Source organism: Methanomicrobia archaeon (assembly GCA_016930255.1).
Lineage (GTDB): Archaea > Halobacteriota > Syntropharchaeia > Alkanophagales > Methanospirareceae > JACGMN01.
In genome coordinates this window covers 34,271-59,120 of record JAFGHB010000076.1, presented here as the reverse complement: position 1 = coordinate 59,120, position 24,850 = coordinate 34,271, and the positions used below count along the sequence as shown (strand labels likewise).

The window sequence follows — 24,850 nt, the reverse complement described above, 5'->3', positions numbered from 1 at the left end:
TGTTCCTCTTTCGGTAGTCCGGGCAATCCCGATTCAAACATATCTGGTCATTTGAAGTTGCTCCAGCCATGGAATAAGTTATTAGATTGGGTACTTATAAAGGTCATGGTTTGTGGGACATTACCGAATCTTGTACGGTTTTCCTTTCAGAACAGAATCGGGGAGTGCGATAGCGTGACCCTCTTTTCGATACGCGGTGTAAACCGGAAAGCGATCTTTGCCAATTGCATTCTTCAAATCAGGATTCGCGATATACTCCGATCGGTTGATTGGGAATAGGTTCTCATTCATGGTGAAGCAGCGCCCACCGGGGACGTCCAGTTGCCCGGCAAGCGCCCAGAGCACCATCGTTGCCCGAATCGCCTGCACGCCGCTGTCACAGTATTCCAGACCGCTGTACATCGCCGGTGCAGCACCTTCGGCGTTGGCTATTTGCCTCGCCAGCGAGACGACGGTATCAGCCGGAACGCCCGTAATCCGCTCGACAACTTCCGGCCTGAAATGCTGTACGTATTGGTTGAACTTTTTAAAACCTCGTGTCCAGTCGTGAACAAATGCTTCGTCATAGAGTTCCTCTTCTATCAATACGTTACACAGGCCCAGCGCAAGCGCCGTCTGTTCCGGGACGTATAGGGACCCATTAGGCATCGGTGAGATCGACGGTCTTCGTACGACGTGGGTCAATAACGACCACCTCAGCACCCCGTTGATGCGCCTCCCTAATCTTTTGGAGCGTAAGTGGTGGGAAATCGGTCGCGGGATTCGTGCCCCAAACTACGATGAGATCGCTATTCTCGAAATCCGAGAACATAGTAATGAACATCCCGCCCATCGTGACATGCGGCGCGACCATGGCAAATGAAACGTAGCACAACGCCCCGACACCCATCGTATTTGGGGAGCCAAAGGGGAACAGCACACTTGAGGCAGAAGAAACGACAACATCTTTCGGTTGGTACACGTCGCACAGCGACAGTTCAAAACTCCCGGAGCCCGTATAGATCGCAGTCGCTTCAGGGCCGTACTGCGTCTTGATCTCGGTCAGTTTAGTGACAATAATATCGTACGCCTCATCCCATGAAATTCGTTCAAACTCAAACGTGCCTTTCTCGCCCACACGCCGCAGAGGATACAAAACACGATCTTTCGAATAGACAATTTCCGGAGAATGTTCCCCCAGTTTGCAAATAATGCCGGGTTCCGAGCTCTCGTCAGGCTCCACCTTGGTAATTCTGCCCTCTTCGTCATACGTTACCACAACACCACAGCCCGCAGAGCAGATACCGCACAAAGCGCGGCGTTTTTTTGCGGTCGAATCGACCGATTCTTTTCGCATGACTTGCAGCCACTACTATTAACTTAGTATATGAATTAAAACTTATTTTTCTATCATCTCAATCAGTTTTCCTATGACAAGGGACGCAATTACCATATACATGAGCAGCACGACCACGAACACTGTCCCGAAGTAATAGACCATCAACGGCAGATGCGGCATTTTTATCGCCCTATTATAAAGAAAAGCGGCGACCAACCCGCTTCGCATGCCCTGATCCCGAAGCTCCTTTAATAATGGGTACCAGATATAGATAGGACCATGACTCAGCATTCCAGTGGATATGGCTAAAAGCCAGCCTTTGCTCCCCGATCCCTGCCCAACGTACTTTGAAACCGTTTTTGGATTGAGAAAATAATTCAGAAGCCCCATAACGACGATAATGAGAACCAGTACGGGAACGAGCTGTAAAAACACTTCAGCACTTATTCTTAGCGCTTTCTGGATGCCTTCCGGCGTGACCAAAAACAAAACGATGTAGAAAAGGATAACCGCACCTAAGAAGTAACGCCCGTAGCACCTCTCTTTTTTCCCGCTACGCTTTTCGGTCATAAGATCACCTCTACGGTCGTAACCGTAGCGATTGAAACCACTAGGGCGAGCAAGAAAGCGAGTATATTACGAGCCGCAGCGAATCGTCTGCCAAGAATCGCAGCTTCAGCGGGGAATTGAACAACGCCCACAGTAACCCACGCCACGATGAATGCGGCAATGGCGAAGAGGCTCACCCCTTCTTTGAGAAGTTCCCCACCGATTATGTAACTGGCTATCGCATTTCCCGCAGAGATACTACCAAAGAGCGCCCCGATCACCGTATCGCGAAACACTTCGCCACTGAATACTGCCGAAATCAGCTCGGTTGTGACGAATACGCGAAAAAGACCCAGCAGTAAAATAACACCGAGCACTGCCGGGAGTGCAGCTCCAAAAGTTCTGAGTGTCCTTAAAAATGAGTCGATAAACGTTATTGGAGCCTTTGTATCATTTTTCCTGGATTTCATGGCGTTCCTCCCCCATTCTCCCTACTATCCTCTGAGTTAGTATTATCATGTGGGAGCATAAATTTTTGTGTACTGACGAATTATAGTGATGTACGCCTGAAAAAGGAGGTTGTACCTGTGAAGGTTTTAGTTGTCTACTATTCTCTGTATGGCCATATCCATCGTATGGTCGAGGCAGTTGCAGAAGGCGCTCGGCTTGGCCTGTCTTAATCTCGTTGGTCGGCTTGGTATTTTCAGTCCGCGTCTCGGAACACTGGTCATGTTTGTCTCGCTGCTTAATGAGGGTTGGAATTCTCGTGGGGATTGTCTATGTTCTCGTGCTATTAGGGTGGTAAAAAAACCGTAAGATGAATGGACGATATCGCTATTCCTGAATCGCCGGGAATTGGTTAGCGTTCCAGGCTCGCATACTGCCCAGCACATCGCAGCATACATTGGAAAAGCCCGCACGAAGTAGAATACTCGGGGCAAGACTCGCACGATGACCGATGCTGCAGAGAACTGTTATAGGACGATCGCGCGGTATCTCAGCTAATCGATTCTGGAGATGCCCGACAAAAATATGGTGAGCACCCTCGATATGCCCTGCTTTCCACTCAGTGTTATCGCGCACATCGAGAACCAGGACGTCTTCATGACGGTCAAGCCGATATTTGAGTTCGTGCACCGTCGAGAGCCCCATTTGTTCGACCGTGAAACCTCTGTCATACCATGCCGCTATACCGCCCTTCAAATACCCGATGATGTTATCGTAGCCCAGGCGTAAAAGATAATGGACTGCCGTCTCTAATTGGTCACGGCACTCGAGCACAAGCAGAAGCGGGGTTTCGTAGGGCAAGACCCAGCCAGCATATCCCGGTATACCCTCGAGCCAAATGCTGTAAGCGCTCTTGATATGTGCACCGCCAAATGCGGGAGGGGTTCGGGCATCAACAACCACTGCTCCACGTTCCATCTCGTCTTTAAATTCGCGAGGCGATAAAGGTGGCGGAATCGGGAGCCCTCGAAGTAGTGGTGCACCTTCGAGATTATACTTCTCCATCTGTCTGAAATAGGGCGGTCTTTCATGGTATTCATGAACCTTGCGTGTAACGAAGTCATCCTTGTTTGTCATGTGAAGCAAGGGGTTTTGCAATCGCTCGATACCGAGCGTGCTCTCTTCTCGCGCACTGATATGACTGCCACAGACAGAACCTGCGCCGTGGGCTGGACAGAGGATAACACCGTCGCCGAGCGAAAGTAATTTGTTAAAGATGCTCTCGTAGAGGGCGCTGGCCAACCTCGGAGCTTCTTCAGGCCCATAGAGGTCTGTTCTACCCATGTCACCGATGAAGAGCGCGTCACCTGTGAAGACCATCACCGGCTCCTCTCCTGCCTCACGATCAGCTAAGACATACGACATACTCTCATCAGTATGCCCGGGTGTGTGGAGCACCGTAAGTCGCAACTTACCGATCTGAAAAGTAGCACCGTCACGGAGCGTGGTCCCGTATTTCCATTCCAAACAGGGTCCGTGGTAAATTTCAGCCCCCGTCTGATATGATAGCTCAGCAGAACCAATGACATAGTCCTCATTTCGATGCGTCTCGAAGATGTACTTTATGGTCACTTCATCTTGCTGGGCTTGCTTTATATAAACATCACAATCGCGACGCGGGTCAATCACCGCTGCTGTGTCTTCCGAGCCAATGAAATACGAATGATGTGCCAATCCTGGAGATTTAATCCGTTGAAAGATCATGATTCACTTACCACTCCTCCGGTTACTTATCCTTCTTAACCACATTTCACCTCATCCCACTATACGATAAAAAAAAGCATGAGGACGCTTACTCCCCGCTCTCCATCCCCTCCCTTTCCTTCACCGAAGGCCATTAGAGCAGTTTTATCTCTTTCGCACTTTCCCACAAGCCATGGATGTTGCAGAGTGCCAGCGCGTAGAGCGTTCCCGGCTTGGACATTTTCAGAGCGAAGGCGGCCTCGTGATGTGTATAGACCGGTCCTGTGTTCGGGCCATCCGTGGATTCACCGTGCGCGCAGAACTCAAACTGTCCCACCTGATAGCTGAACTTCCCGCCATCCGGATGGAAAAAGACCTGTATCCACCGGATATGATGCTCGGTTGTATTAGGGTGGGCTATCTCCTTCCCAATGGTCACTTTTACCTCGAACAGTTCTCCCGCCCTCACCTCAGATGGACATTCGATTACCGGCACGTGTTTCTCCTTCTTCCAATCCGCAGATTGAAAATGCTCTCCTAATTTCTCAGGCATAATTTTTCACCTCCTCTTTATTAGATTGAATTTGATCCTTAAAGTACTTTCCCGCGCCGCGTTTTTCACGGTAAAAAATCCCGAACACACACGGATTACCAGCCATTTAATGCCCTCATTCGTCAGTTTTACCATGCCATCCGAAGGCTGGTTGACGAAATATTTCTGTGCTCCACAGTCAGTCAGAGGTTAGAAAACTTGTTTTTGGAATAATACAAAGATCTAACAGTAGCACATCAGTTTAGAGGATAGATACGAGGAGGGAGAGGTTGAAATGGAGGAAAATAGAATTTCGTACTATGATTCGATTCGGAGGATGTACCTCCGGATAAAAGAGGATAGCATGGACAATATCTGGGATCGCTATGAGGCGCAGGGCATGGGTGGCGATCCTGATCGACGATGCCCATTCTGTCAGGCAGGGGCACGCTGCGACCTCTGTTCAAATGGGCCGTGTCGAGCAGACGCATTGCAGAATAAGAAGGGAGTTTGCGGCATTACGGCCGATGGCATGGCGATGCGCATGATGCTGCTGCGAAACATCATGGGTGCATCCACGTACCACTACCATACAGATCAGACGATCAGGACCCTTCGGGCTACCGCAAAGGGTCAAACACCCTTCAAAATTCGCGAGTACGAGAAGTTGAAGGATTTTGCTGAACGATTGGGGATCAACACGTCGGGTTCGAAAAATGAACTTGCACTACGCCTCTGTGAATTTGTAGAAGTAGATTTTAACCGAAAGTACTACGAGCCAAGTCAGATCGTAGAGACTTTAGCTCCTCAGGAGCGCAAAGCCCGTTGGAAAGAACTGGCTATTTTCCCCGGTGGAATCTATGGCGAAATGATGCTCGCCACAAGTTCGTGTCTCACCAATGTCGACGGCTATTACGCGAGCCTGGCCCTCAAGGCGATGCGGCTAGGGGTGGCAATGGCATATCAAAGTCAAATTGTGAACGAGTTTTGTCAGGATATCCTCTACGGAATACCCAAGCCGCATATGATGCACGTAGACCTTGGTGTATTGGATCCAGATTATATCAATGTACTCCCGAACGGCCACGAACCATTTCTCGGGTTTGCGATGGTTCAACTGGCCAGAGAGCAGAAATGGCAGGACAAAGCAAAAGCGGTGGGCGCCAAAGGGTTACGGGTCATTGCGAACATTGAGACAGGCCAGGAGATGATCCAACGCTGGGAGATGGATGACGCATTTTACGGCTTTACGGGAAACTGGATCATGCAGGAGGCGATTCTGGCCAGTGGCTGCGTGGATCTCTTCGTAGCGGATATGAACTGCTCGATGCCCATTGACCCGCTATACGCCGAACGATACAAGTTCCGACTCGTGCCTGTGAGTGAACTGGTTGCTTTTGACGGCATAAGCGATCGAGTCAACTACGAGCCGGAAAAGGTTGAAGAGCAGGCGGCACAACTCCTGCAGATGGCGATCGATAACTTCAAAGACCGCAGAGCCTCTACCGAGCCGGCTACGCATTTACCTATGCGAGAAGCCGTGGTAGGCTTCTCTACGGAGAGTATCCTACAAGCTCTTGGCGGCACACTCGATCCGCTCTTAAAGGCTATCAAGGACGGGGCCTTGCGAGGGATCGCCGGTCTCGTTTCGTGCACCACGCTGAGAGATACGGGTCAGGATGTACACAGCGTCCGTATAGCAAAAGAGCTGATTAAACGCGACATTCTAGTGCTCTCGATGGGCTGTGGCAACGGCGCCATGCAGGTTGCAGGTCTCTGTAGTCCCGAGGCAAAAGAACTGGCGGGTACTGGCCTGAAAGAGCTTTGTGAGAATCTGAATTTACCACCAGTCCTCAGCTTTGGCACGTGCACGGATACCGGACGTTTAGCGGACCTGCTGGCTGCAATTTCAGATGCGCTAGGAGGCGTACCACTTCCTGATCTTCCGGTTGTTGCCGCTGCACCAGAATATATGGAACAGAAAGCTACCATTGATGCCGTATTCGCTCTGGCATTAGGGCTATTCACCTATGTTAATCCGGTACCGACGATCACGGGAGCACCACAATTGGTAAAACTCTTAACTCAAGATTGTAAACAGGTGACCGGTGGCCGGCTCAACGTAGAAACAGATCCAGTCAAAGCCGTTGATGCCATGCTGTCCCACATCGAAGCCAATCGCGAGAAACTGGGCATTTAACTCACTCAGACTAACGTGGTGGTAAGAAGGAATGCGGTGGTCGATTAAAAGTAAGGCACATATTTATCCAGTTCGCTTACCTTCTTTTTATACTGTTGAGTTAAGTGGGGGATGATCCTATGTCTCAAGTGCACGTCAAAGGGCAGAATAAAGGGAAGATAATACTCTACGCGTTAAGTACCTGTGTCTGGTGCAAAAAGACGAAGAAACTGCTCACAGAGCTTGGTGTGGATTTCTCTTACGTCTATGTTGACTTATTGAAGGGCGAAGAGCAAGCGAAAGTGATGGCAGAAGTGAGCCGTTTTAATTCCTTACGGTCTTTTCCCACGCTCGTCATTGATGATGAAAAGGTCATCGTGGGCTATCAGGAGAAGAAGATTCGGGAGGTCTTAGGAACATGATGGATACTGAAATAACGGATGAAAAGGTAGAAAAGCTTTATGCACGTTTAGATAGCGAGGCTGAGGCGGCGGGTTACCATCTGAATCCTGATGTTGAACACACCAAAGAACTGGTCAGGGGGCTACTCACCAACGAGGGGCGGTACGGCTACTGGGCCTGCCCGTGCAGGCTGGCATCAGGCGAAAGAGAGGAAGATCTGGATATCATCTGTCCCTGCGATTATCGCGATCAGGATATAGAAGAGTACGGCGCCTGCTATTGCGGCCTCTACGTGTCGGAGCGCGTCTTTAAGGGCGAGGAAGAAGCAGGGTCCATACCGGAACGGAGGCCACCACCTGAAGCGAGGAAGAAGATCGCGCAGGAACCCCTTGCGTTATCAACGCTCTCGCTCCCCGTGTGGCGCTGCCGTGTTTGCGGCTACTTATGCGCACGAGAAGGCCCGCCCGGGGTGTGTCCGATCTGCAAGGCGAAAAAGGACCGGTTCGAACGATTCTTGTAGTATAGCATAGCCTCGTGAAGGGGAGGCACGAGTCTTCATCCATATAGTGCGAGCGGTTCTCGTAACTAACGGTAATTGTACAAGAAAAATGGCGGCAGAAGAGCGTAGTAAAAAAAAGGCGGAATTCAAGATTGCCGGCATGACCTGCGCAACCTGCGCAACGACTATAGAAAAATCGCTGCTGGGCCAAGAGGGCGTTGCTGATGCGCAGGTGAATCTCGGTACCGAGACGGCTACGGTGGACTATGACGCTACGAAAGTAAACCTTGTGGACCTGGAGAACGCAGTAGTCGGCGCGGGCTACGAGGTAATCCACGAGAAGGCAACGCTGAAGATCGGCAGCATGACCTGTGCGATGTGCGTGAAGACCATTGAGAACGCCCTCGGCAGCCTGGATGGCGTCGTCAGTGTGACCGCCAATATCGGCGCGGAGAAGGCGTACGTGACCTATAATCAGCGGATAGTAACGATCGCCGATATGAAAAAGGCTGTTGAAGATATGGGCTATCAGTATCTCGGCGTAGCGGGTGAAGAGGCAGAAGATTTAGAAACCGCAGCACGGGAAAAGGATCTACGAGAAAAACGCAATCGGTTTATTGTTGGATTTGCCGTCAGTATTCCGCTCATGATTCTCATGTACGCCCCGGTCACTCTACCGTTTTCCATGGCGTATTTCATGCTCGTTGTTTCAACTCCTGCTTTTGTGTACGTCAGCCATCCGATATTCAGCGCGGCCTATCGTGCGCTGAAGAATAAGAACCTCAACATGGACGTGATGTACTCGATGGGGATCGGTGTGGCGTTTGGATCGAGCCTGCTGGGCACCTTTGGCATTATACTTACGGGCGAATTTCTCTTTTACGAAACGGCGCTCATGCTCGCTGCATTTCTCATGGTGGGTCGGTACATGGAGTCCCGGGCGAAAGGGAAGACGTCCGAGGCGATTAAGCGATTGATAGGGCTGCAACCAAAGACCGCAACGGTTCTCCGTGATGATCAGGAGCTGGAAATACTGATCGAAGACGTCCAGATAGACGACCTGATACGCGTTAAACCGGGCGAAAAAATACCCGTGGATGGTGAAGTGATCGACGGTGAAAGCTACGTCGATGAAGCAATGATTACCGGGGAGCCGATTCCCGCATTGAAGCAGAAAGGAGCTGGTGTTGTGGGCGGCACCCTGAACAAGAACAGCGTGCTCACCTTTCGCGCTACCAAAATCGGGAAAGATACCGTCCTCTCGCAGATCATTCAGCTTGTGGAAGAGGCGCAGGGCTCGCGACCGCCGGTGCAACGCATTGCGGATAGGGCGGTGAGCTATTTCATCCCAACGGTCTTAAGCATCGCGCTCCTCGCCTTTGCGGTATGGTATTTTATCATCGACAATACGCTCCTCTTTTCGCTCACGGCCCTCATTTCGGTGCTCGTTATCGCGTGTCCCTGCGCACTTGGGCTTGCCACACCGACTGCGGTAACGGTGGGCGTTGGCAGGGGTGCAGAACTGGGCGTGCTCATTAAGAACGGCGAGGCGCTTGAAATCGCGGAGAAACTGACCACGATCGTCTTTGACAAAACAGGCACGTTGACGAAGGGAAAGCCGGAGGTGACGGATATCATCGGATTCAGCATCGGGGATCGCGCACTGCTGACGTTGGCAGCGAGCGTCGAGAAGGATTCACAGCATCCGCTTGCAGAGGCGATCGTGCGAAGAGCAGCGGAAAAAGGCATTGAATTGAAGGGAAGCACGAATTTCGACACCTTCAGCGGCAAAGGTGTAATCGCAACCGTTGAGGGAAACGAGGTGCTCATCGGGAATCGAATTCTCTTTGAAGAGCGCAGTAATTCGTACCCGGAATCGAGGGGGGAGCAGGTCGTTCAGCTTGAGAACGAGGGAAAGACCGCCATCCTCATCGCGCGCGATACCAAAATCGTAGGCGTCATCGCAGTAGCGGATACGCTCAAGGAAAGCACAGAAGAGGCTATTAAGGCGTTCAAAGCGATGAAGCTGAACGTCGTCATGATCACGGGCGACAATGCACGGACGGCGCATGCGATCGCGGAGCAAATCGGCATCGACCGGGTGTTAGCGGAAGTGTTGCCGCAGGATAAAGCGGAAGAGGTGAAACGACTGCAAATGAGAGGCGAGGTCGTCGGCTTCGTGGGCGACGGCATCAACGATGCCCCGGCACTGGCGCAGGCGGATGTCGGTATCGCAATAGGCAGTGGGACGGACGTGGCGATCGAGAGCGGCGAGATCGTCCTGGTAAAAGACGATTTGATGGACGCCGTTGCCGCGGTGCAGCTCAGTAAGAAAGTGATGTCACGGATAAAACAAAATATCTTCTGGGCGTTCGCGTACAATACGGCGCTCATTCCCATGGCTGCGGGCATACTCTACCCCTTTTTTGGCATCACGTTCAAGCCGGAACTTGCGGGGCTTGCAATGGCACTGAGTTCCGTAACGGTCGTCACGCTTTCTCTGATGTTGAAGAGCTATATACCACCTGCAAAGCAAAGCGGGTTGAAAAACCACTAATAGGAGGTGAATAAAAACATGGCAATAGATCCGGTCTGTAAAATGACCGTAGACGAGAAGACGGCGCGATTTAAGACCGAGTACAAAGGTGAAACCTATTACTTCTGTGCGCCCGGCTGCAAGAAGGCGTTCGAGGAGAATCCTGACGAGTACCTGAAATAGAACGGTGCAGTTGTGACGATCAATGAACCACATCAAAGGGCTAGCCAATGCTAAGGATGTTGCTAGTGATTACTAATAAGCCAACTTTACCAAAAATGATTAAGTAAGGGTCAGTGATCAGATGTTTCTTCACTTATGATTACTACCACCAATTCCCCTTCTTTCACTTCGGGGGAATTACCAATATTAATCGAATATTTAATTTTAAATGTATTTATTGCGTTAACTGAGGAATACCAAACATATAGGGGTTTTAGTTCTATTTCCATGCCATGCTTTAAATTTCCAAGCCAATAGTGTACAGACATCTTTGATTTATCGATTTCGGGGCCGATCTGATTAACAGGCTTCCTTTCTGCATAGGGTGAGATGGTTGGTATAGCCCTCAACTCCGATAGAGTTTGAATACCACCCCAGATCGATGCAATATCTGTTTTTGGCAGGTTGGGTCTGGCAGGCTTTTCGGGAAATCCAAGAAGCTCTGATTCTTCCAATAGTTCAATATCATTAGGAAAATCGACCCAATCGTTAGGAAATTGGAGAAAAATATCAACGTTCTCGGCGGGAGAATTTCCCTTATTGTCCAAGACAGGGGATAGTTCCATTGTTAAACATAGCTCTTGAATTCCTTTAACATCATTAAGATACTTACGATATTCCTCCATATATTCGCGTACTGCACTATTATAAATCCTAATTTCTTTTTTGGATATAAATCCAGTGTTTATAGTATTGACGGTTCCTATTGGCTTTACTTCTTTATGTTCTTGTTCCAATTTTGCTTCAATATCTTCATCAGTAAGGATACCTTCCAAAAGTTTATTCTTATCTATTTTGAGAACGGGTACCAAATTATCCTCTGTGAAAAATAATAGTTGAACATCAGGTAGCGCATTCTGGGATTTCTGAAGTTCTGCTTTTAGGGATGCGATTTCTTTATCGCGAGAATCCTTAGTTTCTCTTATCCAGTCATCTGGCGGAAGTACAACTTTGACACCATGGCTTTTTGCTTTAAGTTGCATCCCAAAATCAGCAGAAATGATTAATACCTTTCATCAGCATTTTGTTCTCTAAAGGCAAGAGTCGCGGCTATAATTTTGTCATCACTGTTATCGGGGTTTAGATGTAGGTCTCTCAAAGCCTTTTCCTCGATAATTGACTCTAGAAAGTTTATTTGGAATCCACAAGGTATAGATTTACCTTCGCTGATATCCCGGAATTTTGAGATTACTTCTTGAGCTCTTCTTTTTATTCGTGAGTTGGGAGCAGAAAATTTTTTATCGTCAAGTTCTTTTATGACGGTTGGAGGCACTATCAATATTAGATTATTACATCCCAACAGTGACTTCCAATCAAGTTCTGTAAAAAGCTTATAATGGAGGTAAAAGTTTGTATCCAACACAAAATTTTTATTGCAAGCGTTCTCATTCTCTTTTTTTGTATTGCTCATAACTCCGGTTATATTTTAAACCATTGAGGTTGATCACATAAAAAATTTTGTCATATTCAATGCGTATTAATTTGGTTTTCACTAGAGGGCCCCCTCTGATTTTGAGTATGCACGGGCTAAGTCAATTTATCTCTCAATCCTCGCGGATTTACCCGTTTAACGTTTTTCTGTGGTTAGATGTTCCGGGAAAAACGGTACTACTGATCGAGCTACTAAAAAAGAAAAAGGGAAACGTAGTATCTCCCCACGCCCCGTCTCCAGAGCACCGTTTCACGCTTGTGAGAGCGCCTTCATACCTTCCAGGGTTTGGCTCACTGAGATGACCGGGTGCGTTTCGAACCGCACGAAGGGTACATATTTTTCTGTACCAGTAAGGACATCCAGCTCGGTGCCTTCCATGATGGCATAGCCGGCATACTCGCCCGGGAACTCTCCCCAGTCTTTAAGTCTGCCGCTCTCTACGTCATCCTTAACCATGTTCAGCAGCGTAGTCCACCCCTTAAGTCGTTCTTTCTGATCAAGCGGCACTCTACTAATATCAGCCTCCCAAAGCAAGAGAAACTTTGTCATTCTATCACCTCCATACGTCTTAGTAGCATTCACGTACACATAAAAGTCACGCTCAATCCTTTTTAGTAGTACTAAAAAAAACACCTGAGATTCTTGTTTTGCTTTACTTATGGCTCTGTGGTTACCTCAGGATACTGCCCTTCTCAGTATTACACGAATCGCACGGGATCGAAAAGTTTTTTTACTATGAAGTATGAGGTAATAAGCGGAGGTTTTGACGTGACGATGGATTCTGATATCGTTCCGGATGCGGAACTGGACTGTGTGGGGCTCTACTGCCCGATGCCAATTGCGATGACGAAGGAGGAGATAGAAAAGATCGAAGTGGGGCAGGTGTTGAGGGTGGAGGCGGACGACCCCGCGGCTGAAGAGGACATCAAACGCTGGGCGAAGCGAACCGGGCATGAGATTTTGAAATTTGAGAAAGAGGGGACAATTTTGACCTTCTTCATACGAAGGACGAAATGAGATGAGGTGTGGTAGGTGTGGTAAATTGAGAACTATGTAAGGGGGTGTAGGAGTAATATGAAAGATGAGAACTCGATCTTGTATGTGCAGACGAGCGACGCTCCAGAACGACAGTATTCGCCACTGGTTTTGGCCCAGACGGCGAAGGCCATGGATCTGAAACCGATGGTGTACTATCTGGGAATGGGTTTGAAGATCTTGCTTCCGGGCGAGGCAGAGAAGATCAAACTCGGAACTTTCCCGAGCGTTGCGGAAATGCTCCAGAAGACTCTGGAGATGGGAATTGAGATCTATGTGTGTGAGGCGTCAAAGCAGATGCTCGGATGGGAGAAAGTGGAGCTAATACCAGGAGTCAAGATTGTCGGTGCCGCGACCCTGAACGATCTGGTCTTAGAGGCCGGTGCGACAATGTGGTTTTAGTAGTTTGAAGATAGGAGGGCGTTCATTCATGGAACGGATCTACCTGGACCACGCCGCGGCGATGCCCGTTGACCCGCGGGTATTGTCGTTCGCCGACCGGTATCTGAGAGCGGACTTTGGCAATCCGTTCGCGCTCTATTCGGTCGGCTTGGAGGCGAAACGGGCAGTCGAAGAGGCACGGAAGAAGGTCGCGGAGCTGATAAACGCAGAGAGCCCGGCCCGTATTATCTTTACCGGCAGCGCAACGGAATCCAACAATCTCGCTATCAAGGGCACGGCGCTTCGGAACGTGGGGAAAGGCAAGAAGGTCGCGGCAAGCGCGATCGAGCACATGTCGGTGCTCAACCCGATGAAAGAGCTGCAGAAAAGTGGATTTGAATTTGCTCTTATTCCGGTTGATAGTACAGGTCTCGTTGATCTTGAGAACGTGAACGAATTCGTGACCAAAGAGACGACAGTGACCTCGATCATGTATGCCAATAATGAGATCGGAACCATTGAGCCGATCAAGGCGATCAGCGAGCTTGTGCACGAAAAGGGTCTGTATCTGCACGTGGATGCGACTGTTGCGGCTGGACGCATCCCGATCGATGTCCAAAACGACGGCATCGATCTCTTGACCCTGTCTTCAAACGATCTGTACGGGCCACGAGGTGCCGGTGCTTTGTATATGAAACCAGGAGTAAAGCTCCAATCGATCCTGCCTGGCGGCGGGCAGGAACGCGGCCTCCGGTCCGGCACGGAGAACGTCTTCGCGATTGCGGGCATGGGCGAAGCGGCACGGATAATGAAGGCTGAAATGGCAGAGGAGAGCACGAGACTCGCGAGAATACGGGATGAACTCGTCAAAGAGATACTGCTAATAGAAGAGGCGTATCTCACGGGACACCCCACGCAACGGCTCCCGCACCATGCCAGTTTCCGGTTCAGCCGCATAGAAGGTGAAAGCATCCAGTTGAATATGGATACGCTGTACCACATACAGGTATCCACGGGTTCCGCGTGCTCGTCCAAGACCCTCGAGCCATCGCACGTGCTCCTGGCAATCGGCTTGAAACATGAAGAGGCGCACGGGTCTATGGTTATAACACTCGGCCGTTCGAATACGCCCGAACAGATACTGCATATCACCAAAGCGGTTAAAGAGACGGTTCAGCGGCTGCGAGCGCTTTCGCCGCTGTAACATCTGTTTTAGGGCTATAGGATTTAAGGTCAACTGTTGAGTAAGTATAAGCATACGACAATGGCAAAATGTAGCTACGAAATATTATTGTCTACCACTGAAATGTGGGAATACCCTCGTAAAGCTCTCCCGGGAGAAGAGCGCTGCTACTGGCACAAAGAAGTGGAGGGAAAAGAACCCACTCAGGAGATGCTCAACGAGCTGAAGGAAAGAGCAATTTTCGGTGCTTACCTAAAGAAGGCTAAACTGCAGAATAAGGACCTAATAGGGGTAAAAATGCGTAACGCGAACCTAAAGATGGCTGAACTGCAAAATTAAGAGCTATTTGGAGCTGAAATGAGCAGCTCAAACCTATGGTTTGCTAAAATGCGTAATTCTGATCTAAGATCGTCTAAACTGCAGAATTCAAATCTAGAATTAGCTGAACTGCAGAATGCATACCTATGGATGGCTATACTGCAGAATGCAAACCTATCGAGGGCTTTAATTCAGAATGCAAACCTAAAATCAGCTGAACTGCAGAACACAAACCCATCGAATGCGAATCTGCAGAACGCAGACCTAATGTGGGCAAACCTCCGGAAAGCAAACTTAAAAGAAGCCTTTCTTCAAGGAACTAATCTTCATGGTGCACGATTCGACTCAGAAACCGCTTTTGAAGATGCTCGATTATTTGACGCCAACCTTTTCCGCTCTTATTTCGACGAAGCGAAGAGCTTCAGACATGCGAAGCTTTTTCGTACTGAAAACGGCAAAGAGATCAACGAGCTTATTGGAGATGCGCTCGGTGCTGAGACCATATCTGTCCTTGACCTGGATAAGATTGAAGAAGCAAATCCCGATGTTGCGGCAGCGATTTTGGATAACGACGGATTGGCAAGGTATGCGCGTGATGGCACCCGAATCGTTTTCTTCGATCGACCATCCGGGGGTCTTCGTAAAAATCTCGAAAACCGGAGAAGACGCAAAGACGACACCGTCATTATAGACGGGCTCTCAGACCTAATCCACCGGGGTATAGAGATACAATCAGAATACCTCTACGAAGGCAGCCGTGCCGAGCAATTCGAAGCGTCCTACGAGGTTTATAATAACCTTTACAATTTTTACATTGCTAACGGTAGCCGTGATCAAGCCGGGCGCGTTCACTACCGGAGAGGCGAGGCATACAGGAAGTTACTGCGAGAGAAAGGCAGATTTTACTGGTTGAAGTCCTGGATTTTTGACTTCTTCGTCTTGCGAACCCTCACCGGCTATGGCGATAAAATTGAACGACCGATAGGTGCTTCTGCAACAATAATCGCCCTTTTCGCCGTCCTCTTCTGGTTAACAAACGGCATTGTCAAGACCGTGAACGGCGAAACGGTTTCCCCTGGATGGCTCGATTACGTTTATCACAGCATCACGACCTTCACGAGCCTTGGCTATTCCAATATCCAGCCCAACCTCGCAGTTGGACCCGTGCCGCAGATCTTAGTGGCTGCGGAATCCGTACTGGGTATTCTGTTGATGGCGTTAATCATCTTCGTGGTCACCTACCAGGTCTCACGTTAGATTTTCTCTAAAACGCAAACGTCTTCGCTTCGTTCGGGTTTAGGCTACAGTGTATGAATTGCGAGTCGCATCAGCAACCGGAAGAACCCCACCCAGGCAAGCACAATTTTTATATCGACGGAGAAACTACCAGAGATTATTAGGTAGGTGAGGAAATACTATGGGAGATTTAGATGTGGAACAGATCGGCTACACTGAAAAGGTAATGGAGCATTTCATGCACCCGCGGAACGTCGGTGTTATAGAGAATCCCGACGGCTACGGGAAGGTGGGGAATCCAGTCTGCGGCGATCTCATGGAGATGTTCATCAAAGTAGAGAACGATATTATCACGGATATCAAGTTCAGAACCTTCGGCTGCGGCTCTGCGATCGCAACGAGCAGCATGGTGACCGAGATGGCGAAAGGGATGCACGTCGACGAGGCGATGAAGATAACCCGTGGTGACGTCGCGGACGAGCTCGAGGGTCTGCCGCCCCGGAAGATGCATTGCTCCAATCTGGCATCGAACGCTCTGCAAGAGGCGATCAAAGATTACAAGAAGAAAAAGGCTGCGAAAGAATAAGTGACAGCAGTGTGCACGAGACCTTTTGCGTTACCTGTGGTGAGCAGTCTGCAAACGTACGGGAGTTAGGTAGGGGTGTATGGACCACGATTAAAGTGCCTGTACACATAACAGCGTAAAGGTAGGGGTTACAAGGAGATAATATGATATGATAGACACGTTACGGCAGCTTCATCCGGTGCTGCAGGCGCTGCTTGCAACATTATTTACGTGGGCTCTGACCGCTCTTGGGGCGGCGACGGTATTCATGGCCCGAGACGTGAGCAGGAAGGTACTCGATGGGATGCTTGGTTTTGCCGGTGGCGTCATGATCGCAGCCAGTTTTTGGTCGCTCCTTGCACCGGCTATTGAGATGTCCTCAGGTGGCGCTATGCCGGCATGGTTTCCGGCTGCGGCTGGCTTCCTTATTGGGGGTGCCTTCCTCCTGGTTGTTGATAACGTACTGCCGCACCTCCATATCGGCTTTCCGGTAGAGGAAGCAGAAGGGATCAAGACCTCCTGGCAGCGGAGCACCTTGCTCATTCTTGCTATTACGCTGCACAACATTCCCGAGGGTCTTGCCGTTGGCGTTGCCTTCGGCGCCGTCGTTGCCGGGTTGCCTGCCGCTACGCTTGCAGCAGCAATCGCGCTGGCTATCGGTATTGGGATACAGAATTTCCCGGAAGGGCTCGCAGTCTCTATGCCGCTGCGGCGCGAAGGGCTGTCCAGGTTGAGAAGCTTCTGGTACGGCCAGTTATCAGGCATTGTCGAGCCAGTCGCCGGTGTTATTGGCGCGGCAGCGGTTATTTTCGCACGACCACTCCTGCCGTACGCATTGGGCTTTGCCGCAGGCGCCATGATCTTCGTTGTGGTCGAAGAAGTCGTTCCAGAGTCACAACGCGGCGGGAATACCGATTTAGCCACCATGGGTGCTATGATCGGGTTTGCAGTCATGATGGTGCTCGATGTTGCATTTGGTTAGGCAGAATTTCGTGGTAAGTGGCCATAATCTTATATTCCAAAATATCTTTGTTACTAATAGGAGGTGATAATATGGCTAAGGTAACACGTGAAATGGTAGAGAGGTCCGGGGTCAATGTTGACGAATTGGTAGAACTCCTCGTTAAGAATGCAGCAGCAGAACTCACGACGTATTACTACTACACTATCCTTCGGTTCAATCTCATTGGATTAGAGGGCGAAGGGATTAAGGAGATTGCCGAGACCGCTCGCATTGAAGACCGAAACCACTTCGAAGCGCTCGTGCCGCGCATCTATGAACTTGATGGACGTCTGCCCAAGGATATGAAGGAGTTCCATGACATCTCAGGATGCCCACCCGCATATTTACCCAAAGATATAAGCGATGTGAACACAATTCTGGAGGTGCTCGTGGAAGCGGAACGGTGCGCGGTTCGCGCCTATACGCATATCTGCAATCTAACAGCGGGCAAGGATCACCGAACCTACGACTTAGCGCTCGCGATCCTGAACGAAGAGATCGAGCATGAGTCCTGGTTTTCGGAGTTCCTCGGCGAAGGGCCGTCCGGGCATTTCTTACGCCGGGGTGAGACCTCTCCATTCGTGTCAAAGTTCCTGAGGTAGGTAGATTAATCAATTCAGACAGAATTGGGCGTCCGTTCAGGATTGTTTAAGACGCCCTCATTTTCTTTCTCCTCTTTCGTACCATGAGGCACGTGTTTAATTAGTGAGGACGTTAGTTGGTTAGTTAGTGAGTGAGAACGATGCGGACGTTTACCAGGGAAGAACTTGCCCGCTATAACGGCAGGAACGGAGCGCCAGCATACGTCGCCTTCGAGGGGAATGTCTACGACGTATCTGGGAGTTTTCTCTGGCGGGAAGGGAAGCATCAAGTCATACACCACGCGGGTGAGGATCTGACCGGTAGCCTTGACCACGCGCCGCATGGCGCTGAACTGCTCGACCGGTTCCCTGTAGTTGGGACGTTAGAAGAAGAGTAATTGTGATTAGTGATAGGGGTTATAGTCATGGTTATAGGTCGTGCACCGTGCGTAACCAACCGTAAGAGGGGCGGATCGGTGCACAAACACACAAACCGTTAAGCACATAAGCACCTATACAAAAGTGGGTGAGTACTACAACGAGATGAGCATGATCACCATCCTACTGATCGCAATCGGACTGGCAATGGATGCGCTTGCCGTATCGATCACCAGCGGTCTGACAATAAACGACCTCAGGCTCAGGAACGCGGCAACGATCGCGCTCTTTTTCGGCTCGTTTCAGGCCGTTATGCCGCTCTTAGGCTGGTTCGGCGGCGTCAGCGCGCGAGCGGTGATTACGGATATCGACCACTGGATAGCGTTTGGGCTGCTGTGTCTGATCGGGTGTAAAATGATCTATGAATCGACCAGGCTCGATTCGGACGACAAAAAGATGAACCCCCAGGATCTCCACGTGTTAGTGCTCTTGGCGATTGCCACGAGCATTGATGCGCTGGCCGTGGGGATAAGCTTCGCCTTCTTGCAGATGGCCATTATTACGCCTGCGATCATAATTGGCGTGACGACGTTCGCACTGTCGTTCCTCGGCGTTTATCTCGGCAACGTTTCAGGGCACTTCTTCGAGAAGAAGATCGAAGTTCTGGGCGGGCTCATCTTGATCGGTATCGGGCTGAAGATCCTGATTGAGCATACGGTGCTCATGTAACGTAGCGGCCACCCGTTAGTTGTACGGACCCTTACTCGGCAAACAGAACCACATCCGATTTTAAAAAGTTTTTATAGCATAAAATTATAAAATTAACTGAGGAGTTGATCTGACAGGACGGAACAGATGGCGACGGAAGCGCAGCAAACCGGAGAAGACGAACTACTGTACGAGCGGTTCGTCAAGAAGAAGAAGTCGCTTATGGATGAGTTCCAGGCGCGGGGTATTGAAGCCCATGAACGCGGTGAGGGTGACCTGACCTATTCAGATTTCTGCATGAAGAAGCTCGCCGAGGCCGGGCTGACTGATGACCAACAGATTCTGGCGAACTCGCTCATCGATCTTGCAATCGGCATCGGGCGGCTGCAGGTGCTCACGGATTTGGCTGCGGAACACAAACGGAATCGTGATTTTATCGTGGGGTTTGAACAGCCCGCGGTATCTGCCTGATACGTGAGTTCGCTTTTAATGTGAAGGAATTTTTGTTCGTTTGCAACTCGTGGTCATGATGACCTTTACAGGGTAAGTGAGATTGTGGATGAGCGGCAGCAAGCAGTACGGAGATCGTTAAAGATAAGTCAACAAGCTATGAAAACAAGATCACGATCGACCACGGGTTTGATACACGCATCGGGTGGTTCAAGTCAGGCTATCGCGAAAACCGATCTGCTGCGAAGGAATTGCTGAAAAGGCTGCCGTTTGGAGTTATCTACATCGATGATCTGTATCTGAGGCTGGTGGTTTTGAACGGCGAAGTTAATTTCATAATCCTATTCTAATACACTTTTTTCTGACCGTCAAATCAGAAAAGAAAAATTTAATGGAATAGAAAAACATATATATGAATTCATAGTTATATGAAAGATAATCTCTACGTCAGAGGTATCTGCCATAAGAGATCGGATCCTATCACAGGGTGAAGAATCAGGGCTGAGGTTGGGAGGATCTATAGGGATGAGTGACTCAAAAAAGGGCGAACCCGAAAAACGTTCGGTAGATGTGCTTGAAGCAGAAGAAATAAAGGCTAAAAAAATACAGACTGAAACAGTAGAAGCTGGTAAAATTCAAGTTGGGAAGTTACAAAAATTTGATTGGAAATGTCCTGCAATTGTGTGTGTAGCTATTGCTATTGTTATTGTTTTTGCTATTATTGCGTGCGCAGCTGATTACAATCAGGTAAGTTTAGTTATCATTGCAGGTATCGCTAGTTTCCTTCTTCCCTTAATATTGTCTTACCATCCAAAATGTAATTTTGGGACTAGATTAAGCAAAGGTGAGGTTAGAAAATCGATTGTGATATCGTTTACTATCATGTTCATAATTCTACTGTCAATCTCTTTTTTCCAGACCTCAGAAGAATTAAAGAATAATACAGTTTCTTCAGTAGTTCCATCTAATAGCTCTGCAACGATACCTTTGCAGGCAATTGGAAGCTTTACTCAAAACTTCCTCTATATCTACGTTATTATTATCGGCTTTTACTTTGGCTCACGATTGACGGAACAGATACAAACAACTAAAGCATATAAGAACTTAAAGCCACTGGATATTCTACTAAAGCGATACGCACTGGGAGAAATTGGCGTTAAGGTTTTTGGTGATACAAAAACGGAACTTGAAAAATTGGAAAGAGATGAGAAAAAAGAGGCCGAAGATCAAAGAGAAATAAAATTTTTACACGGGCTCGTAAAAGATAAAATAATAACTTACGATGATTATAAAAAAGAAAAAGAGTCTAAACAAAAGAGCGATAGTAATAACCTCCAGAATCAGAAAAAATGATTGAAGATTTAATTTTGATTATTAGCCCAATAATCGCAATAATCGCTTTGGGAATTTCTTATTATCTCTATGTTACAACGAAAAGAAATTTGATGTATCAGGTTATTGTAGAGTTACAAATGGAATATCGCAAACCAGAGATGCAATACGCGCTCTGGATATTATGGGGTCTTTATGACGAGGTTAATGAGGATGAAGAAGCACTCATGAAAAAATATGGTGAAAAATACTATGAAGAAAAGAAAATACTTCAAAAAGTGCAGGAAAACTATTATAAAAAAACAAAAATGCACGGAAAACCACAGGAGAAACCCATTGAGACTCTTAAAACAACATTAGATCATCAGAGAAGATTAGTCTCGCAATATTATCATCATTTAGCCGTTCTTACTGTTAATAACATAGTCCCAAAAAACACCATTTATAAAATCTGGGATGAAGAAGCCCTAAAGATTATTCCTGAAATTCTTATCCCCATGCATCAGAAACTGTTGGAAATTCACCACAAGGAACCTAAAGATAAAGAATACAGTGACATGCGTCAGCTCTATATCGATTCGAAAGATTATAAATGAGTAAAAGGCTCAGTGATTGGCGATGATAACCGCAAGATCCTGCTCAAACAGATACACCCACCCGTCTTCTGGATTGTAGTACAACCCAAGAGCTCTTACGTCTACCCCTGATGACTGTGCCACCACAAGCGCATCGGAGAGCTTCGGATCCGCAGCTCTATTCGGTTTGAACGCTCGAACATACGGCAGCGCCGCCACAAACACCACAATCCCCGTTCCTCCTGCTCTCACATAATTCGTCAGTTCGCGTACGTGTTTTCGCCCGCGCTCAGTCGGGCAATCGGGATACATGGCGTACGCACCGTCCCGTAACACTGCGCTCTTTACCTCCAGATACACCTGCTTATCATGGCACTCTAAAAGATAATCGATGCGTGATCGTGATGCACCCAACGCTGCGTTCCGCTTCCGCATGCGGCAGCCCGCGAGCCATGGAATGAGGTTTCGCAGCAAAGCGTCTTCAAACGCTTTCATCTGCAGCCAGGTATCGATGAGCGCCCCTAACCCCCGCTCCTCGATTGCAAACAGCCTGCAATCCGTTTTGCCCCGATGGTGCTGCTGCGGCGTTTTGAAGCAGAACGCTTTTTGGCCTTTGACCATGAATTCCAAGAGCCTGCCGGTGTTCGTTATGTGCGCTCGATAGACCGTTCCGTCTCGCTCTATCAGCACCACGAAGCGATTCAGCCGCTCGATTATGCGGCATTCCTGCGGGTTCTCGATCCTGATAAGCCTCGTCGATTCCTTCATCGGTACGGGTGAGTGGGTTTTACTGCGCTCAGTATAAATGGATAACCAGAAGATGCTCCGAGAGCATAAAAGTGTCGTTTCCGATAACCTCTCTCCAACAAAGTCAAACAAACCGCGAAGGTGGAGAGATGCAGAGCATCTTTGGAAGAAGAAAGAGCGTTTGAAAAAACTGCAACATTTATCACGGGTACGTCTTAAAATATTCAACCAGCTTCACGTCACAAAAAGTGATACCGGGTAGTGAAGTGAAGCAAAGCAAATGCACGCTATTTCTCAATCGTGAACAAACCGAACCCTATGGTACTCGCAAACCTTCGAAAGATATGGAACCCCGAGCTGTTTCAGGGTAAGAAAACGTATAAGAACTATTTTGAGGGCTGGTACTTCAAGCTCGTCGATACCGCTGAAGCGCATATACTCGCCGTTATTCCGGGGATCTCGCTTGGCAAGGATAAAGAGAACTCACACGCGTTCATCCAGGTTTTTAACGGTAAAACCGGCGACTTCGAGTACTTCACGTTCCCCGTTGCTGCCTTCATTCCGTCGTCCCGGAACTTCGCCGTAACCATCGGGAAAAACCAGTTCTCTACCGCGTCGCTCACCGTGGACCTCGATCAATCAGGGCAGAGCATTCGCGGCGAGCTACACTTCGAGAACGTCATCTCGTATCCCAAGCGATTCTTCGCGCCTGGACTTATGGGCTGGGGTTCTTTCGTTCCCTTCATGCAGTGTAAACACGGTATCGTAAGCATGAACCACACACTCCGGGGCACCTTAGAAATCGACGGTGAGCAGATAGCGTTCGATAACGGAAAAGGCTACATCGAGAAAGATTGGGGGCACAGCTTCCCCAGCTCCTACATCTGGATGCAGTCGAATCATTTTACGGACGAAGGAATATCCTTTATGCTTGCACTTGCTCGAATACCGTGGTTGCACACGAATTTCTCTGGCTTTGCCGGACTCCTCAGGTATAACGGTCGTTTTTACACGTTCGCGACCTATGCCGGCGCTCGAATAACACAGTTCGAAAAAACAGAACGAAACCTCGTGCGAATCACCCTCGAAGACCGGCATTTCAAAGCCGATATTGAAGCGATACAGGGCCGCGTATGGGCACTCAAAAGTCCCCATGAGGGCACAATGACGCATAACACCTTTGAAAGTCTCACGTCAACAATAAACCTGAAAGTGTACGAGAAGACGAGCGGTGGGAATCGACTGCTTTTTGAAGATCGCGGCAGGAACGCCGGTCTGGAAATTATGGACGATACCGATGAGCTCTTCCACGATCTGACTAAATAAATCTCGCTGTCTACGAAAGGGCTGCTTATTCGGGCTTTGGAACTCGGAATATCGAAAGCGCCGCGGGTACGTAAAAAACGAGTAAGACCAGAAGGAGACCGAGCAGTTGCATACCATCCGCACCGTTCGTGAGCCCTTCGAGGGCGTACGCACTAATGATCAATAATGAGGTGACACTGTGCGCCCGTATCATGTCCAGGTTTGCCGGCGCCATCGCTCGTGGATCGTCATAGTGCGTAAACAGACTCTTTATTGATCGGTAGGTCAAGGGAAACGAGAGGAGTACAATTACCATGAAGGGGGATAGCACGTGAAACGCTGCACCCAGTACGATCACGAGATACGTCGCAGCCCAGCTTCCCACATAGAGCTTAATGCCTGTTTGCGTTCCATACCGCGCGACGAGCGTTATCTTTCCTGCCTGCTTGTCCTCTTCGAGGTCCGGGATTTCATTGATGATAATCATCGAGAAGAGCATGATGCCGCAGGGCAGTGTTGCTAATAACGACTCGGTACTCAACTGCTGGGCTTGCACAAAATAGGCGCCGAGGCCAATGATGGGCCCGAAGTTGAGGAGCAATCCCAGTTCGCCCAGGCAACGGTGCGAGAACTTGATTGGGGGTGCCGTGTAACAGATAGAGCAAAAAACGCCGATGGATCCAAACAACACAACGAGAAGTCCTCGTACGATCCCGAGATAAATGCCGATGGCGGCAACAATGAGATAGAGCAGTGTAAACGCTCTGAACATGTCGGGGGGCGCGATCAACCCGCTGGTAAGTGTGCCGCTGCCGCCGGTATACGGGTTCTTCTCGCCGGGCTTTAGCTGATCAACGGAATATTTAAAGTCGAAATAGTCATCGGTCATATTCAATGCAATATGATTGATAGTGACGCCAACGAGAACCAGGAAGAAATACCAGAGCGAAAACGTATGGATGACAGCCCAACTGACCAGCGCGCCGATCGTAGCGGGGAAAATGCTCGGCGGCACGAAATGATAGCGAAACGCCTGCCACCAACTTGTTGGCCTGCATGAAGGCGGTTTATCCATGGCGTAGAATAAATTATCCGAAGTTACTTAAAAAACCTTCGCGCCGACACTAAAAGTAGCTTACGCTATTTCGGTCGGTGCCTTCAGTAATTTGCCTTCGAGAGGATGGAACAATACCC

General features: G+C 49.0%; 28 protein-coding genes and 2 pseudogenes. 20 read left to right on the top strand and 10 right to left on the bottom strand.

Annotated elements, in window-relative coordinates:
• Positions 1-120: 120 nt before the first annotated feature.
• The 3 genes and pseudogenes from JW878_10350 to JW878_10340 form a co-directional block, all read right to left on the bottom strand.
• A pseudogene (locus tag JW878_10350) lies at positions 121-1,336 on the bottom strand (molybdopterin-dependent oxidoreductase).
• 42 nt (positions 1,337-1,378) lie between these two features.
• A complete protein-coding gene (locus JW878_10345; protein MBN1763452.1) occupies positions 1,379-1,888 on the bottom strand; it encodes a permease in 510 nt (169 codons plus the stop codon).
• A complete protein-coding gene (locus tag JW878_10340) occupies positions 1,885-2,304 on the bottom strand; it encodes a hypothetical protein (protein ID MBN1763451.1) in 420 nt (139 codons plus the stop codon). Before JW878_10340 ends, JW878_10345 begins: the two co-directional genes overlap by 4 nt.
• Before the next feature lie 150 nt (positions 2,305-2,454).
• Between JW878_10340 and JW878_10335 the strand changes: the two are divergent.
• Positions 2,455-2,532, top strand: a pseudogene (locus tag JW878_10335) (NAD(P)H:quinone oxidoreductase).
• Positions 2,533-2,701: 169 nt separating this feature from the next.
• Here the strand turns inward: JW878_10335 and JW878_10330 are convergent.
• Together JW878_10330 and JW878_10325 are read right to left on the bottom strand one after the other, a co-directional pair.
• The gene (locus tag JW878_10330; GenBank protein ID MBN1763450.1) at positions 2,702-4,078 is read right to left on the bottom strand and encodes an MBL fold metallo-hydrolase; all 1,377 of its coding nucleotides are present in this window, start codon (positions 4,076-4,078) and stop codon (positions 2,702-2,704) included.
• Positions 4,079-4,211: 133 nt separating this feature from the next.
• Complete coding sequence (locus JW878_10325) at positions 4,212-4,610, bottom strand: class II SORL domain-containing protein (protein MBN1763449.1); 399 nt, start codon at positions 4,608-4,610, stop codon at positions 4,212-4,214.
• Positions 4,611-4,884: 274 nt separating this feature from the next.
• On the opposite strand from JW878_10325, the gene cooS reads away from it, so the two are divergent.
• The 5 genes from cooS (at position 4,885) to JW878_10300 (ending at position 10,388) form a co-directional block, all read left to right on the top strand.
• Positions 4,885-6,789, top strand: a complete 1,905-nt coding sequence (cooS, locus tag JW878_10320; GenBank protein MBN1763448.1) for an anaerobic carbon-monoxide dehydrogenase catalytic subunit — start codon at positions 4,885-4,887, stop codon at positions 6,787-6,789.
• 119 nt (positions 6,790-6,908) lie between these two features.
• Positions 6,909-7,190, top strand: coding sequence for a glutaredoxin family protein (locus JW878_10315; GenBank protein ID MBN1763447.1), 282 nt, complete (start codon positions 6,909-6,911; stop codon positions 7,188-7,190).
• Positions 7,187-7,690, top strand: a complete 504-nt coding sequence (locus JW878_10310) for a ferredoxin:glutaredoxin reductase (protein ID MBN1763446.1) — start codon at positions 7,187-7,189, stop codon at positions 7,688-7,690. Before JW878_10315 ends, JW878_10310 begins: the two co-directional genes overlap by 4 nt.
• Positions 7,691-7,778: 88 nt before the next feature.
• Positions 7,779-10,226, top strand: a complete 2,448-nt coding sequence (locus JW878_10305; protein ID MBN1763445.1) for a copper-translocating P-type ATPase — start codon at positions 7,779-7,781, stop codon at positions 10,224-10,226.
• An 18-nt stretch (positions 10,227-10,244) separates the two neighbouring features.
• Positions 10,245-10,388: a YHS domain-containing protein gene (locus tag JW878_10300; GenBank protein MBN1763444.1), complete on the top strand. Its 144-nt coding sequence runs from the start codon at positions 10,245-10,247 to the stop codon at positions 10,386-10,388.
• 110 nt (positions 10,389-10,498) lie between these two features.
• Here the strand turns inward: JW878_10300 and JW878_10295 are convergent, their stop codons facing one another.
• The 3 genes from JW878_10295 to JW878_10285 form a co-directional block, all read right to left on the bottom strand.
• Complete coding sequence (locus tag JW878_10295) at positions 10,499-11,410, bottom strand: hypothetical protein (protein ID MBN1763443.1); 912 nt, start codon at positions 11,408-11,410, stop codon at positions 10,499-10,501.
• 20 nt (positions 11,411-11,430) lie between these two features.
• Positions 11,431-11,838: a hypothetical protein gene (locus tag JW878_10290; protein ID MBN1763442.1), complete on the bottom strand. Its 408-nt coding sequence runs from the start codon at positions 11,836-11,838 to the stop codon at positions 11,431-11,433.
• Positions 11,839-12,108: 270 nt separating this feature from the next.
• On the bottom strand, positions 12,109-12,408 hold the full coding sequence (locus tag JW878_10285) for a hypothetical protein (GenBank protein ID MBN1763441.1): 300 nt from the start codon (positions 12,406-12,408) through the stop codon (positions 12,109-12,111).
• Positions 12,409-12,633: 225 nt separating this feature from the next.
• Between JW878_10285 and JW878_10280 the strand changes: the two genes are divergently transcribed.
• From JW878_10280 to JW878_10220, 13 genes are all read left to right on the top strand, one after another.
• A complete protein-coding gene (locus JW878_10280; GenBank protein MBN1763440.1) occupies positions 12,634-12,876 on the top strand; it encodes a sulfurtransferase TusA family protein in 243 nt (80 codons plus the stop codon).
• Positions 12,877-12,933: 57 nt separating this feature from the next.
• On the top strand, positions 12,934-13,296 hold the full coding sequence (locus tag JW878_10275; protein ID MBN1763439.1) for a DsrE/DsrF/DrsH-like family protein: 363 nt from the start codon (positions 12,934-12,936) through the stop codon (positions 13,294-13,296).
• A gap of 28 nt (positions 13,297-13,324) precedes the next feature.
• Positions 13,325-14,479 (top strand): cysteine desulfurase, encoded by a 1,155-nt coding sequence (locus JW878_10270; protein MBN1763438.1) that lies wholly within the window; start codon positions 13,325-13,327, stop codon positions 14,477-14,479.
• A gap of 60 nt (positions 14,480-14,539) precedes the next feature.
• Complete coding sequence (locus tag JW878_10265; protein ID MBN1763437.1) at positions 14,540-14,797, top strand: pentapeptide repeat-containing protein; 258 nt, start codon at positions 14,540-14,542, stop codon at positions 14,795-14,797.
• 48 nt (positions 14,798-14,845) lie between these two features.
• On the top strand, positions 14,846-16,033 hold the full coding sequence (locus JW878_10260; GenBank protein ID MBN1763436.1) for a pentapeptide repeat-containing protein: 1,188 nt from the start codon (positions 14,846-14,848) through the stop codon (positions 16,031-16,033).
• A gap of 160 nt (positions 16,034-16,193) precedes the next feature.
• Positions 16,194-16,598, top strand: a complete 405-nt coding sequence (nifU, locus tag JW878_10255; protein MBN1763435.1) for a Fe-S cluster assembly scaffold protein NifU — start codon at positions 16,194-16,196, stop codon at positions 16,596-16,598.
• Positions 16,599-16,749: 151 nt separating this feature from the next.
• Positions 16,750-17,559, top strand: coding sequence for a ZIP family metal transporter (locus tag JW878_10250; GenBank protein MBN1763434.1), 810 nt, complete (start codon positions 16,750-16,752; stop codon positions 17,557-17,559).
• A gap of 71 nt (positions 17,560-17,630) precedes the next feature.
• A complete protein-coding gene (locus JW878_10245) occupies positions 17,631-18,182 on the top strand; it encodes a DNA protection protein DPS (GenBank protein MBN1763433.1) in 552 nt (183 codons plus the stop codon).
• Between the two features lie 140 nt (positions 18,183-18,322).
• The gene (locus tag JW878_10240) at positions 18,323-18,559 is read left to right on the top strand and encodes a cytochrome B5 (protein MBN1763432.1); all 237 of its coding nucleotides are present in this window, start codon (positions 18,323-18,325) and stop codon (positions 18,557-18,559) included.
• Between the two features lie 145 nt (positions 18,560-18,704).
• Positions 18,705-19,268, top strand: coding sequence for a manganese efflux pump (locus JW878_10235; protein ID MBN1763431.1), 564 nt, complete (start codon positions 18,705-18,707; stop codon positions 19,266-19,268).
• A 126-nt stretch (positions 19,269-19,394) separates the two neighbouring features.
• On the top strand, positions 19,395-19,718 hold the full coding sequence (locus tag JW878_10230) for a hypothetical protein (GenBank protein MBN1763430.1): 324 nt from the start codon (positions 19,395-19,397) through the stop codon (positions 19,716-19,718).
• Positions 19,719-20,222: 504 nt separating this feature from the next.
• Entirely contained in the window at positions 20,223-21,050 is an 828-nt protein-coding gene (locus JW878_10225; GenBank protein MBN1763429.1) for a hypothetical protein, read from the top strand.
• A complete protein-coding gene (locus JW878_10220) occupies positions 21,047-21,625 on the top strand; it encodes a hypothetical protein (GenBank protein MBN1763428.1) in 579 nt (192 codons plus the stop codon). The genes JW878_10225 and JW878_10220 overlap by 4 nt, the downstream gene beginning before the upstream one ends.
• 9 nt (positions 21,626-21,634) lie before the next feature.
• Here JW878_10220 and sfsA read toward each other — a convergent pair whose 3' ends face one another.
• Positions 21,635-22,372: a DNA/RNA nuclease SfsA gene (sfsA, locus tag JW878_10215; protein MBN1763427.1), complete on the bottom strand. Its 738-nt coding sequence runs from the start codon at positions 22,370-22,372 to the stop codon at positions 21,635-21,637.
• 297 nt (positions 22,373-22,669) lie between these two features.
• Between sfsA and JW878_10210 the strand changes: the two genes are divergently transcribed.
• A complete protein-coding gene (locus tag JW878_10210; GenBank protein ID MBN1763426.1) occupies positions 22,670-23,677 on the top strand; it encodes a hypothetical protein in 1,008 nt (335 codons plus the stop codon).
• Between the two features lie 25 nt (positions 23,678-23,702).
• On the opposite strand, the gene JW878_10205 is transcribed toward JW878_10210, so the two are convergent.
• A complete protein-coding gene (locus tag JW878_10205) occupies positions 23,703-24,731 on the bottom strand; it encodes a prenyltransferase (GenBank protein MBN1763425.1) in 1,029 nt (342 codons plus the stop codon).
• Positions 24,732-24,850 lie beyond the last annotated feature (119 nt).